Below are 17,009 nucleotides of genomic sequence, written 5' to 3'. Positions count from 1 at the left end.
CGGGGAACGGCGCAGGCTTTTAGGGGCGCGGGGAACTGCGCGACCAGCCACAGTCGGCCCGCAGACAAACAAGGTGGGCCCGCATCTCACACAAGGGAGATGCGGGCCCACCTTCAAAAGCTCAGCCCAAGCTTCAGCCGGCCAGAATGGCCCGCGCAAGCTTCGCCGTCTCGGTCGGCGTCTTGCCGACCTTCACACCGGCGGCCTCAAGGGCCTCCTTCTTGGCGGCAGCCGTACCGGAGGAGCCGGAGACGATGGCACCGGCGTGGCCCATGGTCTTGCCCTCGGGCGCGGTGAAGCCGGCGACGTAGCCGACGACCGGCTTCGTCACGTTGGCCTTGATGTAGTCCGCCGCACGCTCCTCGGCGTCACCGCCGATCTCGCCGATCATGACGATCAGGTCGGTGTCGGGGTCGGCCTCGAACGCCTCGAGGGCGTCGATGTGCGTCGTGCCGATGACGGGGTCGCCACCGATGCCGACGGCCGAGGAGAAGCCGATGTCACGGAGCTCGTACATCATCTGGTACGTCAGCGTGCCGGACTTCGAGACCAGGCCGATGCGGCCCGGCTTCGTGATGTCGCCCGGGATGATGCCGGCGTTCGACTGACCCGGGGTGATGAGACCGGGGCAGTTCGGGCCGATGATGCGGGTCTTGTTGCCCTTCGACTTCGCGTACGCCCAGAAGGCGGCGGAGTCGTGGACGGCGATGCCCTCGGTGATGACGACCGCGAGGGGGATCTCGGCGTCGATCGCCTCGACGACGGCGGCCTTGGAGAAGGCCGGCGGCACGAAGAGGACGGACACGTTGGCGCCCGTGGCCTCCATGGCCTCCTTGACCGAGCCGAAGACCGGTACCTCGGTGCCGTCGAAGTCGACCTTCGTGCCCGCCTTGCGCGGGTTCACGCCGCCGACGATGTTGGTGCCGTCACCCAGCATGAGCTTGGTGTGCTTCATGCCCGTGGCACCGGTCATGCCCTGGACGATGACCTTGCTGTCCTTGTTGAGGAAGATAGCCATGGTGGTGTCTTAACCTCTTCCCTTACTTCGCAGCCGCGAGCTCGGCGGCCTTGTCGGCCGCGCCGTCCATGGTGTCCACGCGCTGCACGAGCGGGTGGTTGGCGTCGCTCAGGATCTTGCGACCCAGCTCCGCGTTGTTGCCGTCGAGGCGCACGACCAGCGGCTTCTCGACCTTCTCGCCCTTCGAGGCGAGCAGCTCCAGAGCCTGCACGATGCCGTTGGCGACCTCGTCGCACGCGGTGATGCCACCGAAGACGTTGACGAAGACGGACTTGACGTCCGAGTCGCCCAGGATGATCTCCAGGCCGTTCGCCATGACCTCGGCGGAGGCGCCGCCACCGATGTCGAGGAAGTTGGCCGGCTTCACGCCGCCGTGGTTCTCACCGGCGTACGCGACGACGTCCAGGGTCGACATGACCAGGCCCGCGCCGTTGCCGATGATGCCGACCTCGCCGTCGAGCTTCACGTAGTTGAGGTTCTTGGCCTTGGCGGCAGCCTCGAGCGGGTTGGCTGCGTCCTTGTCCTCGAGCGCCTCGTGGTCGGCCTGGCGGAAGTCGGCGTTCTCGTCGAGCGAGACCTTGCCGTCCAGGGCCAGGATGCGGCCGTCCTTGGTCTTGACCAGCGGGTTGACCTCGACGAGGAGCGCGTCCTCGGCGACGAAGGTGTCCCACAGGGTCACCATCGCCTCGGCGACACCCTCGGCCACCTCGGCCGGGAACTTCGCCTGGGCCACGATCTCGCGGGCCTTCTCGATGTTCACGCCCTCGACGGCGTTGACCGGGACCTTCGCGAGCGCCTCGGGGGTCTTCTCCGCGACCTCCTCGATGTCCATGCCGCCCTGCACCGACGCCATGGCGAGGAAGGTGCGGTTGGTGCGGTCGAGGAGGTACGAGACGTAGTACTCCGCCTCGATCTCCGGGGACAGCTCGGCGATCATCACCTTGTGGACCGTGTGGCCCTTGATGTCCATCCCGAGGATGTCCGTCGCGCGAGCGACGGCCTCGTCGGGGTTGTCGGCCAGCTTCACGCCGCCGGCCTTGCCGCGGCCACCGACCTTCACCTGTGCCTTGACGACCGACTTGCCGCCCAGCTTCTCGGTGGCCTCGCGCGCCGCCTCAGGCGTGTCGATGACTTCACCGGCCAGCACCGGTACACCGTGCTTGGCGAAGAGGTCCCTCGCCTGGTACTCGAACAGGTCCACGCGCGTCCGTCCCTTTTCCGTGATCTCGCTGCGATCTCGCTGCTTTGTGGTCAGCTGTCTGCGTGGGCGTGCCGCGGAGGGCAACGTGACTGCGCTGTCACAAGGGAGGCGTAGGACGGAGTCCGAAACGCGGCATGTCCGTCTCGCAGGTTATCGCCGTGGGCCGTAGGTCCCTAAATCGCAGATCACATTTGGGCGGTGATGACTGTCACAGATCACGGGCCCGGGGACGGAGCGGGCGGCCCCCGTGGTGACAGGGGCCGCCCGTTTGCTGCTGTTACGGCTGATACAGCTTTGTTTTTCAGGTGTCAGACGGCGGACGCGGCAGACGGCGGACGCGTCGGACGGTGGAAGCGTCAGACGGCGTACGCGTCGGACGGTGGAAGCGTCAGACGGCGTACGTCGTGGCGTTGTACGCCTGCTCGTACGTCGGCAGGTAGTCCGGGGTGACCGAGCCGGCCACGCCCTGGACGCCCGAGACGGCGTTCCCGGCGAGAGTTCGCGCGTCGGGGGCGACGGTGCCCGTCAGGTCCTGCGCGAACGGCGAGACCTCGCCGACGACCCCACCGGCGAACGGCCGGACGTCACCCGTGACGCCGTACGCGAGCTCGCCCGCGCTGCCGCCGACGCCCTGCACGACCGGCCGCACCTGGTCGGCGACGGTCTGCACGAGCGGCGAGACCGAGCCGACAACTCCGTCCGCGAAGGGCCGCACGTCGTCGCCGACGACCCCCTGCGCGAACGGCGGGACCTCGCCGACGACCCCACCGGCGAACGGCTGGACGTCGCCGACCACGCCCTGCGCCAGGTAACCGGCGTCGCCGACCGCCTGCCCGGCGACCGGCACGACACCGTCGACCGCGGTGGCGGCGACCGGCGGCAGCACGGCCGTGGCGGTCTCGTCGACGATGGGGCCGGCGGTCGCCCTGGTGTCGTCGAGGTCCGGGGCGAAGGCGGAGAGCGGCCCGAAGAGGTAGTCGACGGAGTCCTCGGGGGTGCGGACGTCCTGGGTGCTGACGTCGGGGGTGCTGACCTCGGGGGTCTTGACCTGCTCGGGGGCCTTGGGGGCGGTGACCTCGGGGGCGGCGGTCTTCGCTTCGGTGACGGTGGACTTCGCTTCGGTGACGGTGGCCTTCGCCTTGCCCCGTACGTCGGCGACACCGGCGGCGTCGGTGACGTCAGCGACGTCTCCCGTGACGTCGGCGACCGCGTCGGACGCGTTGTCCGGCAGGGCGACGGAGTGCTGCGGCAGCTCGTCCGCGCTGGCCACGGCGGAACCGAGCGCCCAGGCGCCCGTGACACCGGCGGCTATGACGATGGAACGACGAATGTTCTTGTTCATGCGTGCTTCAGATCCTTCGGATTCTGGCTGTGAATCCGACCTGGACACGTACATGCGTCCGGTCGGCGGGCAGACCTTTGCCACCCCCGCGCGGCAGGTCTTCGCGGGGAAAGGGCTGCCCTAGCCAGGGAATTCGGGAATGTCCCGGTGCCGTTCGCGGACCGGCGCGGAAACCTGAGCGGCCTCGACGCCCCGCAGAAGCCGCACCGGCGCGCGGCTGTCGGACGAGGCGGCACACGGATCACCGTGCCGCGTCGAACCGCCGTCACCGGCCGACTGCCCGCCCAACGTCCGCGCCGGGTCGCCGGGCACGGACGGGAGCGGCTCCTGCCCGGTTCGGTTCGCGCCACCCGCGTCGGCGTCACTCACCTGCTGACCGGGCGGGTACGCCTCGCCGGTTCCGGCGAAGGTGAGAGCGAGGGCGCGGGCGTGCGCGTGCGCGCCTGTGCCGTACGGGGACTTGTCCCGCGCCTCGCGTGTCCCGGAAGCCGCCTCGCCCTGCCCGGCTTGGGGCTCGGCGTCGTCATCCGCGCCGGTGCCTTCGCCGTCTCCCGCACCGGGGCCAGGGCCAGGGCCAGGCTGCGGCAGCTCAGGCAGGCCGGGAACGCCGGGTGATCCGGGAACGCCGGGCATGCCGGGAACGCCGGAGAAATCGGGGGCTTCGGGGAGGACCCGCTGCGGCGCGCCCTCGGCAACTCCGGTGACCCCGTCCACAACCGGCCGCACAACACCTCGCGCGGTCCGCGCCACGGGCTCGGCGGCATCGGCCACGGACTGGGCGGCTCCAGACTCCACCACGGGCTCGACCGCAGCGCGACGCACGGCGTCGCGCCCGTCCCGCGCGGCCTCGGCCACCCGCTCCCGCGCCGGTCGCACAGACCGCGCCGGTTCCGCCGAGCCGCTTGGTTCCGCAGACAGGCTGGGTTCCGCAGACAGGCTGAGTTCGGCAGACAGGCTTGGTTCCGCCGACCGCGCCGACCCCACGCGTTCCGGAGCCGGCACACCGTCCGCCGCTTGCGCGCGCTCGCCGCAAAGAAATCCCAGTGCGAGCAACCCGGCCAGCAACAGCACCACTTGCAGCGCACGCCGCCCGGCCACGGCGCGCGTCGTGCGCACAGCGGCATCGGGCAGAACGACTGCTGCGGGAGTCAAGACGAGGGGTTCCTCTGCTGGGCCGGGGGAGTTCCCGGATGCTGGGCCGGGGTCCCGGATGCTGAGCCGGGCGGGGCCGGACACACGACATGCACGACACGCACGACGCCCGCTCCGGGAGTGAAGCCCGCCGATCCTCGCACGGGCTGCCCGCCCTCGCGCAAGTCCCCCGTTACCGATGCGTATTCATGTCCGGTATGGGCAGAGGGCGTTTCTCGATCGCCGCTGCCATCACCTCCGGGAAAAGGTCGGGCGTGCAGGCGAAGGCCGGTGCGTCCAGCGCCGAGAGCGCCGCCGCGTGCTCACGGTCGTACGCGGGTGTCCCCTCGTCGGAGAGCGCGAGCAGCGTCACGAACTGCACGCCGGACGCCTTCATCGCCGCGACCCGCTTCAGCATCTCGTTGCGTATGCCCCCTTCGTAGAGGTCGCTGATGAGGACGACGATGGTGTCCGCGGGCCGGGTGATCTGCGACTGGCAGTACGCGAGCGCCCGGTTGATGTCCGTACCGCCTCCCAGCTGCGTGCCGAACAGGACGTCCACCGGATCGTCGAGCTGGTCGGTCAGATCGACGACGTTCGTGTCGAAGACGACGAGCCGTGTGTTGAGCGACCGCATCGACCCGAGCACGGCACCGAACACCGAGGCGTAGACGACGGACGCGGCCATCGAGCCGGACTGGTCGATGCAGAGGATGACCTCCTTCTTCACGGACTGCGCTGCCCGCCCGTACCCGATGAGGCGCTCGGGCACGATCGTCTTGTACTCCGGCAGGTAGTTCTTGAGGTTGGCCGCGATCGTGCGGTTCCAGTCGATGTCGTGGTGGCGCGGCCTGCTGACCCGGGCACTGCGGTCGAGCGCGCCGGTGAGGGTGGCGCGGGTACGCGTGGCGAGCCGTTTCTCCAGGTCCTCGACCACCTTGCGCACGACGGCCCGCGCGGTCTCCTTGGTGGTCTCCGGCATGGCCTTGTTGAGGGAGAGCAGGGTCCCCACCAGGTGTACGTCGGCTTCTACGGCTTCCAGCATCTCGGGCTCCAGGAGCAGCGTCGACAGGCCGAGCCGCTCGATGGCGTCGCGCTGCATCACCTGGACGACGGACGCGGGGAAGTACTTCCGGATGTCCCCGAGCCAGCGCGACACGGACGGCGCGGACGCCCCGAGCCCCGCCGAACGGTCCCGCGACCGCTCCTTCTTCCCTCCGTCCCTTCCCTCTCCCCCGTACAACGCCCCGAGCGCGCCGTCCATCGCCGCGTCCCGCCCGGCGAGCTCACACCCGGTCCCCTCGCCCTCGCCCCCGCCCAGCACAAGCCGCCACCGCCGCATCCGCTCCCCTGCCGCAGCCTGTCCACCCCGAGCGGCCCCCTGGGCCGCCGCACCTTCCACACCCCCGGCCGCACTCCCGGCCGCACTCCCGGCCGCCATTGCCTCAGCGCCCCCTGGCCTGCCTTGAGCGACGTCGTACGTCATCGGGCCACCCCCACAAGATCGATTCCGTCATTGGCCCCTGCCCCCGGTCCGTCCTCAGGCCCGCCTTCGGCCCCGGCCCCGATCCCGGCCCCGATCCCCAGCAACAGACGCAGCACCGGCAGAACCGCATCCGCCCGCTCCGCATCGAGTTCCGTCCCGAAGCCGGGTATCCCGCCGGCGACGGTCGCGCCGCTGCCCGCGGCCGGGCCGCGCCGCACCAGTTCGCCCAGCGTCCGCCGCACTCCCGGTTCGTACGCCGAGAAAGTGCGCCGGAGCAGTGGGAGTACGTCGGTGAAGGCGCGGTCGGGGACCCCTGTCAGCCAGTCGTCGACCAGCCCGAGCAGCCGCTCGTCGTGCACGAGCAGCATGCCGCCCCCCGAGCCACCCCCCACGAAGCCCTCGATCCAGGCCGCGGCTTCGGCAGGTTCGGTGCCCCGTGACAGGGCGAGCCCCATGAACCGGGCGGTCTCGTCCTCCGCCAACTCCCCGCTGTCCGTGAGGATCCGCACACACCGCCCACGGACCACCCCGGCGACGCTGTCCCGCTCCCCCAGCACCCTCAGGACGGAGTACCACCGCCCTCGCATACCGGCTCCAGGTGACGACAGCGGCCCCGGCTCCCCCTCCCCCGCCCTGCCTTCGCCCAACTCCCCCAGCAAGCCCACCGCCTGGTGAACGGCGTCCACGTGCCCCCGCATCTCGAGCGCCGCGTCCTCGTCGAGCCCCGCACACGCGGGAGGCAGCCCGACGAACACCCGCTCGGCAAGGCCCACAGCCACCTCACCGAGGGCGACGGTGTCCGTGCCCCGGACATCCCCGTACCGAAGCGACCGCACCAACGCGGGCAGCGCCTGCGCCAGGTGGCCGACATCCGCGTCCAGCGCCGCCCGGTCCGCGAGGACCCGCATCACCACGGGCAGTGCGTCCGGCAACTCGGCCAGCAGGCACCGCTCGGCCAGCGCGGTGACATCGGACAGCGCCCTGGCCCCGACGGCGTCGGACTCCGCACGCGCGGTGGCCGCCGCCATCACGGTCGTCCCCCAGACCCCCGCCTCCGCCACCCGCACGGAAAGCTCCGGCTCCCACCGCAGCCGCCACGTCTCCCGGAACGTCCCCGTACTCCCCCGCGACCGCACGGGCTCGCCCCAGCCGATGCCGAGCAGCCGCAGACGATGCAGCAACCTGCTGCGTGCCGCGTCCGTGTCCTTGCGCAGGTCGAGCTCCAACTCCCGTTCCAGGGCTTCGGGCTTGAGCCGGAGCTTTCGCTGGAGCCGCGTGAGATCCCGCTGCAACGGCACCGCCGGCGCGGAGTCCGGCACCTCCCCCAGAACATCGCCGACCACGAGCTTGTCGTGCACGAGGGAGAGCGGCACGTCCGACCCCTCGCACATCACCGCACGGATCGCGTCCGTCGTCTCGGTGAGACCCGGCAACGGGCGGCCCCGCATCACGGCGAGCGTGTCCGCGAGCCGCACCGCCTCGATGACATGCGCGGACGACACCATCCTGTCCTCGTCCCGGAGGAGGCGCGCGACCTTGGTCAGCCAGCGCTCGACGGGGCGGTCGGGCGCTCCGAACAGATGCCCGTACCAACCCGGTGACGCGATCCCCGCGCCATAACCGCTGGCCCGGGAGAGGCGGCGGTGTGTCCAGGGCACCCAGGTCATGTCGACCTTGACCTTCGGCAACCCCTTGAGCAGCGCCCGGTCGGCCGCGACCGCCACCTTCTGCCGCAGTGCGGGCACATGCCAGGCCCCGCACACGACCGCGACCTCGTCCGCCCCGAACTCCCGTTGCGCTGCACGCACTTGAAGGCGCATGTACGCCTCGCGCACCAGGTCTCGGTCGTGCCCGCCCGTCCCGTACTCCTCGCGCAGCGCCCCCATGGCCTCGCCCAGCGCGTCGAACGGCGCGAACGCGTCCCCGCCCCCGGCCCGGTGCTCGACGACGTCTTCCCACCACCGCTCCGGATCGTCGTACCCGGCGGTCTCGGCGAGCACCGCCAGCGGATCGATCCGCACCGCGTCGACCTCCGTGTCCTCCGTCGACCCGGGTTCGCCCGGCGCCCCCTCCGCGTCGTCCTGGGCTCCCTCCGTCCCCTCGGATCGCGCCAGCGAATGCGCCGCGGGTAGATCCATGAACCGGACCGGGACCCCGGCCCCCGCGGCCCACTTGATCGCGACCCACTCCGGCGAGAACTCCGCCAGCGGCCAGAACGCCGAGCGGCCCGGCTCGTCCACCACATGCGCGAGCAGCGCGACCGGCGGCCGCATCCCCTCGTCCGTCGCGAGGGCCACCAGCGCGTCGGCTTCCGGCGGCCCCTCGATCAGCACCACACGCGGCGCGCCCGCCTCAAGCGCGGCCCGCACCGCACGCGCCGAACCCGGCCCGTGATGCCTCACTCCCAGCAGCAAAGGCCCCTCGCCAACCCGTGTCGTCGTCCCCCGCACCTCGCCGCTCATGCCCGCTCCTCCCCGTCACCCGCGAACCAGCCACCGTCACACCCACGGCCACAGCCACACCCACGCCCCCGTTCGTCACGCGCTCACCTCGCGGCACGCGCGGTAGAAGTCCTTCCATCCGTCACGCTCACGGACCACCGCCTCCAGGTACTCCTGCCAGATCACCCGGTCCGCCGCCGGGTCACGGACGACCGCACCGAGGATGCCCGCCGCGACATCCCCCGGCCGCAGCACGCCGTCCCCGAAGTGAGCGGCCAGAGCAAGGCCGTTGGTCACCACGGAGATCGCCTCGGCCGTCGAGAGCGTGCCGCTCGGCGACTTCACCTTCGTGCGCCCGTCAGCCGTCACCCCGTCCCGCAGCTCACGGAAGACGGTGACGACACGGCGTATCTCGTCGATCCCCTCGGGCCCGGACGGCAGGTCGAGCGAGCGACCGATCTGGTCGACGCGCCGCGAGACGATGTCGACCTCGGCCTCGGCGGTCTCGGGCAGCGGAAGGACCACCGTGTTGAAGCGGCGGCGCAGCGCGCTCGACAGGTCGTTGACCCCGCGGTCGCGGTTGTTGGCCGTGGCGATGAGGTTGAAGCCGCGTACGGCCTGCACCTCCTGGCCCAACTCCGGTATGGGAAGGGTCTTCTCCGACAGAATCGTGATCAGCGTGTCCTGTACGTCCGCGGGGATGCGGGTCAGCTCCTCGACCCGCGCCGTCATGCCGTCGGACATGGCCCGCATGACGGGGCTCGGCACGAGCGCGTCGCGGCTGGGGCCGTGCGCGAGCAGCTGCGCGTAGTTCCAGCCGTACCGGATCGCCTCCTCCGGCGTGCCGGCCGTGCCCTGCACGAGCAGCGTCGAGTCCCCGCTGACGGCGGCCGCCAGATGCTCGGACACCCATGTCTTCGCGGTGCCGGGCACGCCGAGCAGGAGCAGGGCGCGGTCCGTGGCGAGGGTGGTGACGGCGACCTCGACGATGCGGCGCGGCCCCACGTACTTCGGCGAGATCACCGTCCCGTCGGGCAGCGTGCCGCCGAGCAGATACGTCGCGACCGCCCATGGCGAGAGCCGCCAGCGAGCGGGCCTCGGGCGGTCGTCCTGCGCGGCGAGCGCGGTGAGTTCGGCGGCGAAGGCCTGCTCGGCGTGCGGCCGCAGCGCCTGAGCGTCCCCCGCGGGCGCGGCCGTATTTACAGCGGACGCGGTGGTCGTGGACGCGGGCTGGTTCTCGGTCGACGAGGTCGTCGAGTCGACGGACACGGTCATGGAGCGATCCCCCTCCAACTCGTCCGGGCGCATCTGGCCCGGATGTGGTTCCACCGTGCACCACGCCACTGACAATCACCTCTCGCACGCCGCTGACCTGCACGGACACCCAACGCGAGGTCGATTGTCAGTGGCGGGATCTACCTTCGATGACATGACTCAGCAGGGGGTGCGCTGGACGGCGGATCAGGTGCTGGCACTGGCGCCTGACGCCCCGTCACGCACGGCGGGAAGCAAACTCGGCGTCGCCGGCCCATGGTCGGAGGCGGGCAGTTCAGGCGAGGGGGCGGTGTGGGGACTGTGCAAGGGCAGTGGCAGCAAGCCGTATCAGACGGTCGTCGACATCGCGGACATCACCGGCGCCGCGGGCCCGGCGTACAAGTGCAGTTGTCCGAGCCGCAAGTTCCCGTGCAAACACGCGCTCGGGCTGCTGCTGCTCTGGTCGGGCGAGGACGGAGCGGTCGGTGCGGTGCCGGACACGCAGGCGCCGGACTGGGCCGAGGAGTGGCTGACGGGGCGCCGTAAGAGAGCGGAGACGAAACAGGCTCCAGACACCGGGCAGGGCCCGCCGGTCGCCGATCCCGAGGGCGCACGCCGCAGGGCGGAGCGACGGGCCGAGCGGGTCACGGCGGGCGTGACGGAGCTGGAGCAGCGGCTCTCCGATCTGCTGCGGGGCGGCATAGCCACCGCCGAGCAGGCGGGGTACGGCCTGTGGGAGGAGACGGCCGCCCGCATGGTGGACGCCCAGGCGCCCGGACTGGCTTCGCGCGTGCGGGAGTTGGGCGCCATTCCGTCCTCGGGCCCCGGCTGGCCGGTGCGGATGCTGGAGGAGTGCGCGCTCCTGCACCTCCTCGACCAGGGCTGGCTGCACCGCGAGCGACTGCCGGAGGCCCTGGCGGCCACGGTCCGTTCCCGCATCGGCCTGCCCACACCGGCGCAGGGCCCGCCGGCGCGGGACCACTGGCTGGTGCTCGCGCAGTACGACACGGCGGACAGCAAGCTCACCACCCGCCGGATATGGCTGTACGGCGCGGAGTCCGGGCGGACGGCCCTGCTCCTTTCGTACGGAGCCGCCGGTCGCGCACCGGCTCTCGCGCTGCCGGTGGGCCTCGCGCTGGACGCCGAGCTGGTCTCGTATCCGGGCGCCGGGCAGTTGCGGGCCGACCTGGGCGAGCAGTTCGGTGCCCCCGCTCCCACTGCCGTCCGGCCGCCGGGCGTGCAAACGGAACAGGCCGCGCGACGCTATGGGGAAATGCTGCGGGACGACCCCTGGCTGGATTCCTGGCCGGTGACGTTGAGCGACGTCATACCGACCCCTCACCCGGGGCCCGCGTCCGACAGCTGGCAACTGGTGGATGCGGAAGGTGACATGGCGCTGCCCATCACCCCTTCCGCGGCATCCCGAGCGGGCCTGTGGCGGCTGGTGGCACTTTCCGGAGGCGCTCCGGTGACGGTCTTCGGCGAGTGTGGTCACGAGGGCTTCACCCCTCTGACTGCCTGGCCGCGCGGAGCGGGAGAGGCAGTCGCCCTGTGCTGACCGCTCTGCGGCAGACCGGAGGGGCCCGGCAGATCCCATCCAAGTCAGCACCGCCGGACGAAGGCCCGAGGGAAGCAAAAGACACGAAGGACGTGAGAGACCAGCAAGCCCGTAGAGCCTTGAGGCTCGTACAGACCTCAAGCACGCAGAGACCAGAAGCCCGTAGAGCCCTGAAGCACGCAGAGCCCTGAAGCACGCAGAGCCCTGAGAGCCCGTAGAGATCCGAAGATCGAGAAGGCCCGAGAGTCCCGCCCGGGTGAGGAGTCCACATGACCGGCACCACCGCACTCACCGAAGCGACCGCCACCCCCTGGGAGGACCTGGTCACCGCCGCGCTCCTCGGCACCGACCGCCGCACGCCCCCCGTACGCACCCAGGACAAGGACGCACCGACCGCCCTGCTCGACGCGGCCGCGGTGCAGACCGTGCGGCGCAGAGCCGGGCTGTCCCCCGCGCCCGCGGCCACACCTCCCGAGCCTGCCGCTCAGGACCCGCGGCCCCTGGTGCCGCCGTCGGCGCGGCGCAGGCTCGCCACTCTGCTCACCGATCACCCCGGGGCGGGCGGCGGCGGGCGCCGGGGCGCGGTGCCCGACCTGATGGAACTGCTGCCCCAGTGGCTGGCGTTGGCCAACGATCGCGGCTTCGCGGCGCCCCCCGAGCTGCTTCCCGCCCTGCTGAACGCGGCCCGCGGGCGCACCGACCTCCGACCGCAGGCCCTCGCCTTCGCGGGCCCGCGGGCCCTGTGGCTCGCACGGCTCAACCCGGACTGGAAGTTCGCGCTCCGCTCGACTCCGGGCGGCGGTGTGGCACTGCCCGCCCCCGAGGACACAGCGCAGGTCCAACAGCTCTGGGAGGAGGGTCTGTTCGCCGAGCGCGTCGCCCTGCTCGGCGCCGTGCGGGCGCACCACCCGGCCGCCGCACGGGACCTGCTCGCCTCCACCTGGAGCACGGAGCGTGCGGAGGATCGCCTGATGTTCCTCGACTCCCTGCGCACCCATCTGCACACCGCGGATGAGCCGTTCCTGGAACAGGCCCTCACCGACCGGAGCCGCAACGTCCGCGCCACCGCGGCCGAGCTCCTCTCCGCCCTCCCCTCGTCGGCTCTCGCCGCGCGGATGGCGGACCGGGCGGCGTCCTGCGTGGCCATAGACCATGCGCAGGGCACGAAGCACATGCCGACGCTCACCGTCGAGTCGCCGCACGAGTGCGACGCGGGCATGGAGCGCGACGGTGTCATCCCGAAGCCGCCCGTCGGCCGGGGCGAACGGTCGTGGTGGCTGGGTCAGTTGGTGGAGGCGGCCCCGCTCGGCACCTGGCAGGAACGGCTCGGCGGCCGTACGCCCGCCGAGATCGTGGCGCTTCCCGTGGCCGACGACTGGCAGAGCGAGCTGCACGCCGCGTGGTGCCGCGCGGCCGTGCGGCAGCGCGACGCGGTCTGGTCCCGGGCACTGCTCGGGGCCCCCTCGTCCCCCGACGCGGCGGGGCCCGGTGCGGCTTCGCTCGCCGAGCGCGCGAAGCTCCTCGCCGCGCTGCCGGCCGGGGAGCGGGCCGACTGGGTGGCCGGGTTCATCGCGACGCACGGCCTCTCGGAGGCGTTCCAGCTGCTCGGCGTGTGCGCACTGCCCTGGTCGGAGGCGCTGGGCCGGGCGGTGGTGGACGCGCTGAACATCGCACGCGACGCCGGGAGCTATCCCTGGAGTTTCAGCGGGGTGATGGGTCTTGCGGAGCGCTGCCTCGACCCGGCGGAGGCGGTCCGGCTCGACGTACTGACGGCGATACCGGACGAGCCGGAGGACGCGTCGCCCGGCGCCGGCGGCTACTGGTCGGAGGCTTTCCAGCGGCTTGTCAGTACGTTGCGTCTACGCGCGGCGATGCGGGCGGAACTGGGCGCGGAGCCGGTCGGGCCGGGCACAGAGCCGGTGAAACCGGGCGCGGCGCCGGAAGATCCGGGGGTGCCGTCATCTTAGGCACCCCCATCGAGAGGCCGGGCGACGGACCGATCGCGAGGCCCAGGCGGCCGGGCGGCCCCACCACGGCCCGGCGGCCGTCAGGCGCCCGCCGGCTGACGGACGTTCGCCCGGACCCAGTCCACGATCGAAGCCGTCGTGGCCCCGGGAGTGAAGATCTCCGCGACGCCCTTCTCCTTGAGCGGCGCGATGTCCGCCTCGGGGATGATGCCGCCGCCGAACACCTTGATGTCCTCCGCGTCGCGCTCCCTGAGAAGCTCGATCACGCGCGCGAAGAGCGTGTTGTGGGCGCCGGAGAGGATGGACAGACCGATCGCGTCGGCGTCCTCCTGGATCGCGGTGTCCACCACCTGCTCGGGCGTCTGATGCAGGCCGGTGTAGATGACCTCCATACCCGCGTCACGCAGTGCCCTCGCGATCACCTTGGCTCCGCGATCGTGACCGTCGAGACCCGGTTTGGCCACCACCACGCGGATCGGACCGGCTGCCACACCCATCACTGCCTCCATGTACCGATATCCATCTGTCCAAGCACTGGCATCCCGTGCCGCACCGGCCGGGGAAGTGAACGAACGTTATCTCCAGCATCTCGCACCCGGCAGTTTCACGGTGGAGAGCGAGGGGGAAATCACACGAAGGGACACGTTCGCTGCGCGCCACTCCCGTGTCCAGCGGCCTTGGGACCGCCCGCGGGACGGCGCAAGGGGAGCCGCAACGAGGTCGCCGTGCCACCGCGCCGTCCGCCGCGCGCCGTGGTGATGCGGCGCATCGGCGATCGCGCCGGTACAGGGCGCGCCGTCGGCGCTGACCACGCACCGCCGCACGACCTCGGCCACGCCTCCCCGCTACGGGCACACGGGGGTCAGAGCCGTCCCCCGGCGTGCCGACCGGGAGGTCGACCATGACCATCACGAGGGTCTTGCCCTTTCGCCCGCCCTGCTCTCTGCTGCCCGCAAGACTGGCGGGGCTCTCCATCGCCCTGCTGAAGGCGACCGCGCTGGAGGTGGCGATCCTCGCCGGCCACCTCCTCCTCTACCCCTCGGGCATCGCGCAGGAACGCAGGATCGCCGCCGAACTGCCGCCTCCCGACGCCCCCCGGCTCCCCGCGGAGAGCCGGCCGCCGGTCGTCCTCCTGCACGGCTTCATCGACAACCGCTCGGTCTTCGTCCTCCTGCGCCGCTCCCTGGCCCAGCACGGCGGCCAACACGTGGAATCCCTCAACTACTCCCCCCTCACCTGCGACATCCGCACGGCGGCCGAGCTGCTCGGCCGCCATATAGAGGAGATCTGCGAGCGCACGGGCCACCACCAGGTCGACATCGTCGGGCACAGCCTCGGCGGCCTGATAGCCCGCTATTACGCGCAGCGCCTGGGCGGCGACGAGCGCGTTCGCACGCTGGTCACCCTCGGTACCCCGCACGAGGGAACCCGGGTCGTGCCGCTCGCCGACGCGCACCCGATCGTGCGCCAGATGCGCCCCGGATCGGATGTGATCGAGGAGCTGCGGGAGCCCGCACCGGGCTGCCGGACCCGTTTCGTGAGCTTCTGGAGCGATCTGGACCAGCTGATGGCCCCGCTCGAGACGGCCTGCGTCAACCACCCCGACCTGATCGCCCAGAACGTACGTGTCTCCGGTATCGGTCATCTCGCCCTGCCCGTGCACCCCGCGGTCGCTTCCGGAATCCGCCAGGCCCTCGATCTGGCTGCTCCGGGGACCCCCGCGAAGGGTGCCGAGAACGGACTCACCGTGGCCTGAGGACCAGCTCGCGCACCCCGCGGCCAGGAAAATTTGTCGAACGGAGCTCGAACGCAGGGCCAAAGCTGTGCCCGCCGTCCGCCGAAAGACGGCCGAATGCCCGTTTCCTGAAAGCACGAAACCTGCCGAAGATTGTCGCGCCCGCATACCGCCGGGTACAGTCGCCGCACTGCTCTGCCCCCTGCTGCCGAGGCGAAAGAGAAGTTGGTGAACGACCGTCACCCGTCGGGGAGCTCGACACCCCCGGCCTCGGCACCCGCCGACCATGCGCCCTACGCGGCGTATGACCCGCAGAGCATCCAGCACGGCGCCTACACCGGTTACGACGGCTACTCCACCGGAAGCCTCGACACCACGGGCAGCTATGCGACGGCCGGTCACGACACCGGAAGCTTTGCGTCCGACCCGCTCTTCGGCGACATGCCCGGCACTTCGTACGACACCGGCCAGTGGTCCACCACGGGTACCCAACAGACGCTGAACCACGACCCGTACGCCGCGCAGCACCAGGCCGCGTACGACACCAGTGGGTATGACACCGGCGCCTACGACACCGGTAGTTACGACACCGGCGCCCTGTGGTCGACCGGCGGCCATCAGCACCTCTCCGCCGAGATCCCGGCGCAGCAATCGGGTCCCGACGCCACGGGCCAGTGGGACGCGGGCACCTGGGACCAGCCGCAGCAGACCGGCCAGTGGGAGACCCAGGCCTTCGACACCGGCGCTTATGACGCGACCGCGTGGAACTCCGCCGGCCAGGACATGACGTACGGGACCACCGCGACGCACGAGGCGTACGGCACCCCGGAGACACATGAGGCGCACGAGGCACACGGCACGTACGAGGCCCAGGACACGCCCGGAGCGCCCGACACGTACGAGGCCCCCGAACCGTACGAGCATTCGCCTTACGACACCGGGTCCTACGCCACCGCCTCGTACGACTCCGGTCCTCCTTCCCCCGATGCCTACGCCCAACCAGTTCCCGCAGAGCACGAGTTCACGCCCGACGAGGCTCCCGCCGATTCACTCGGCCCGGTCGAGCCGACCCGCAGGGCTTCCGCGGGTGACGACGAACCTCCGCTCATGGACCGTTCGCACGGCTCCCGTTCCCGGGCCCGCCGCCGCTCCCCCGCCAAGCGCTCCGCGCTCTTCACCGTCGCCGTGCCCTCCGCCTGTGTGATGGGCGTCGCGGGTATCGCCGCCGCGTCCGTGGGCGACTTCGGCGGTGACGACGGCAAGGAGACGCAGGCGGCAACGGCCCCGGACCCCGCGTCGGTGCAGCCCTCCGCCGCCAACAACAAGCTCGACACGCAGTTGGCGAACCTCTCGGCGGACGCCGGTGACTTCGCCGACCGCGCGAGCCGCACCCAGGAGCGCATCGACCTCAAGGCGGAGAAGGCCGCCGCCGAGAAGAAGGCCGCCGAGGACGCCGCGCGCAAGGAGCGCCTGCGCCCGAAGTTCTCGCTGCCGGTGAAACAGCACGGTCTGAGCGCGTACTACGGCCAGGCAGGCGTCAACTGGATGTCCGCGCACTCCGGAATCGACTTCCCGGTGTCGTACGGCACCGAGGTGCTCGCCGCCACCGACGGCACGGTCTCCACGAAGTGGAACAGCGCCTACGGCAACATGGCGATCGTGACCGCCAAGGACGGTACGGAGACGTGGTACTGCCACCTCTCCACGCACAAGATCTCCAGCGGCCCCGTCAAGGCGGGCGACCCCATCGCCTTCTCCGGGAACTCCGGCAACTCCACGGGCCCGCACCTGCACTTCGAGGTGCGCCCCGCGGGCGGCTCGGCCATCGACCCGCTGCCGTGGCTGCGCAGCCACGGCCTCGACCCGACGTAACTCC

At 71.4% G+C, this 17,009-nt stretch carries 12 protein-coding genes; 4 read left to right on the top strand and 8 right to left on the bottom strand.

The window, feature by feature from the left end:
* Positions 1–133: 133 nt before the first annotated feature.
* The 7 genes from sucD to ACWD02_RS40320 all read right to left on the bottom strand — a co-directional run bounded on the left by sucD (position 134) and on the right by ACWD02_RS40320 (position 9,894).
* The gene (gene sucD, locus ACWD02_RS40350; RefSeq protein ID WP_160506736.1) at positions 134–1,018 is read right to left on the bottom strand and encodes a succinate--CoA ligase subunit alpha; all 885 of its coding nucleotides are present in this window, start codon (positions 1,016–1,018) and stop codon (positions 134–136) included.
* A gap of 22 nt (positions 1,019–1,040) precedes the next feature.
* On the bottom strand, positions 1,041–2,219 hold the full coding sequence (gene sucC, locus ACWD02_RS40345; RefSeq protein WP_451221151.1) for an ADP-forming succinate--CoA ligase subunit beta: 1,179 nt from the start codon (positions 2,217–2,219) through the stop codon (positions 1,041–1,043).
* Positions 2,220–2,607: 388 nt separating this feature from the next.
* Entirely contained in the window at positions 2,608–3,561 is a 954-nt protein-coding gene (locus ACWD02_RS40340; protein WP_451221148.1) for a hypothetical protein, read from the bottom strand.
* A 120-nt stretch (positions 3,562–3,681) separates the two neighbouring features.
* A complete protein-coding gene (locus tag ACWD02_RS40335; protein ID WP_451221145.1) occupies positions 3,682–4,359 on the bottom strand; it encodes a hypothetical protein in 678 nt (225 codons plus the stop codon).
* A gap of 526 nt (positions 4,360–4,885) precedes the next feature.
* Entirely contained in the window at positions 4,886–6,034 is a 1,149-nt protein-coding gene (locus ACWD02_RS40330) for a vWA domain-containing protein (protein ID WP_451221142.1), read from the bottom strand.
* Positions 6,035–6,174: 140 nt separating this feature from the next.
* On the bottom strand, positions 6,175–8,640 hold the full coding sequence (locus ACWD02_RS40325; protein ID WP_451221139.1) for a DUF5682 family protein: 2,466 nt from the start codon (positions 8,638–8,640) through the stop codon (positions 6,175–6,177).
* Positions 8,641–8,715: 75 nt separating this feature from the next.
* The gene (locus ACWD02_RS40320) at positions 8,716–9,894 is read right to left on the bottom strand and encodes an ATP-binding protein (RefSeq protein ID WP_451221136.1); all 1,179 of its coding nucleotides are present in this window, start codon (positions 9,892–9,894) and stop codon (positions 8,716–8,718) included.
* A gap of 154 nt (positions 9,895–10,048) precedes the next feature.
* Here ACWD02_RS40320 and ACWD02_RS40315 point away from each other — a divergent pair, with 154 nt between their 5' ends.
* Both ACWD02_RS40315 and ACWD02_RS40310 read left to right on the top strand, forming a co-directional pair.
* Positions 10,049–11,431, top strand: coding sequence for an SWIM zinc finger family protein (locus ACWD02_RS40315; RefSeq protein WP_451221133.1), 1,383 nt, complete (start codon positions 10,049–10,051; stop codon positions 11,429–11,431).
* A 269-nt stretch (positions 11,432–11,700) separates the two neighbouring features.
* The gene (locus ACWD02_RS40310; protein WP_451221130.1) at positions 11,701–13,398 is read left to right on the top strand and encodes a DUF5691 domain-containing protein; all 1,698 of its coding nucleotides are present in this window, start codon (positions 11,701–11,703) and stop codon (positions 13,396–13,398) included.
* A gap of 80 nt (positions 13,399–13,478) precedes the next feature.
* On the opposite strand, the gene ACWD02_RS40305 is transcribed toward ACWD02_RS40310, so the two are convergent.
* A complete protein-coding gene (locus ACWD02_RS40305) occupies positions 13,479–13,895 on the bottom strand; it encodes a cobalamin B12-binding domain-containing protein (protein ID WP_451221127.1) in 417 nt (138 codons plus the stop codon).
* 404 nt (positions 13,896–14,299) lie between these two features.
* Here ACWD02_RS40305 and ACWD02_RS40300 point away from each other — a divergent pair, with 404 nt between their 5' ends.
* A complete protein-coding gene (locus tag ACWD02_RS40300) occupies positions 14,300–15,154 on the top strand; it encodes a lipase family alpha/beta hydrolase (protein ID WP_451221124.1) in 855 nt (284 codons plus the stop codon).
* A gap of 207 nt (positions 15,155–15,361) precedes the next feature.
* On the top strand, positions 15,362–17,005 hold the full coding sequence (locus ACWD02_RS40295) for a peptidoglycan DD-metalloendopeptidase family protein (protein ID WP_451221121.1): 1,644 nt from the start codon (positions 15,362–15,364) through the stop codon (positions 17,003–17,005).
* Positions 17,006–17,009: the final 4 nt, after the last annotated feature.

The sequence above is a fragment of the Streptomyces sp. NPDC002853 genome (genome assembly GCF_053591915.1).
This window is presented reverse-complemented; position numbering and strand designations above follow the sequence as displayed.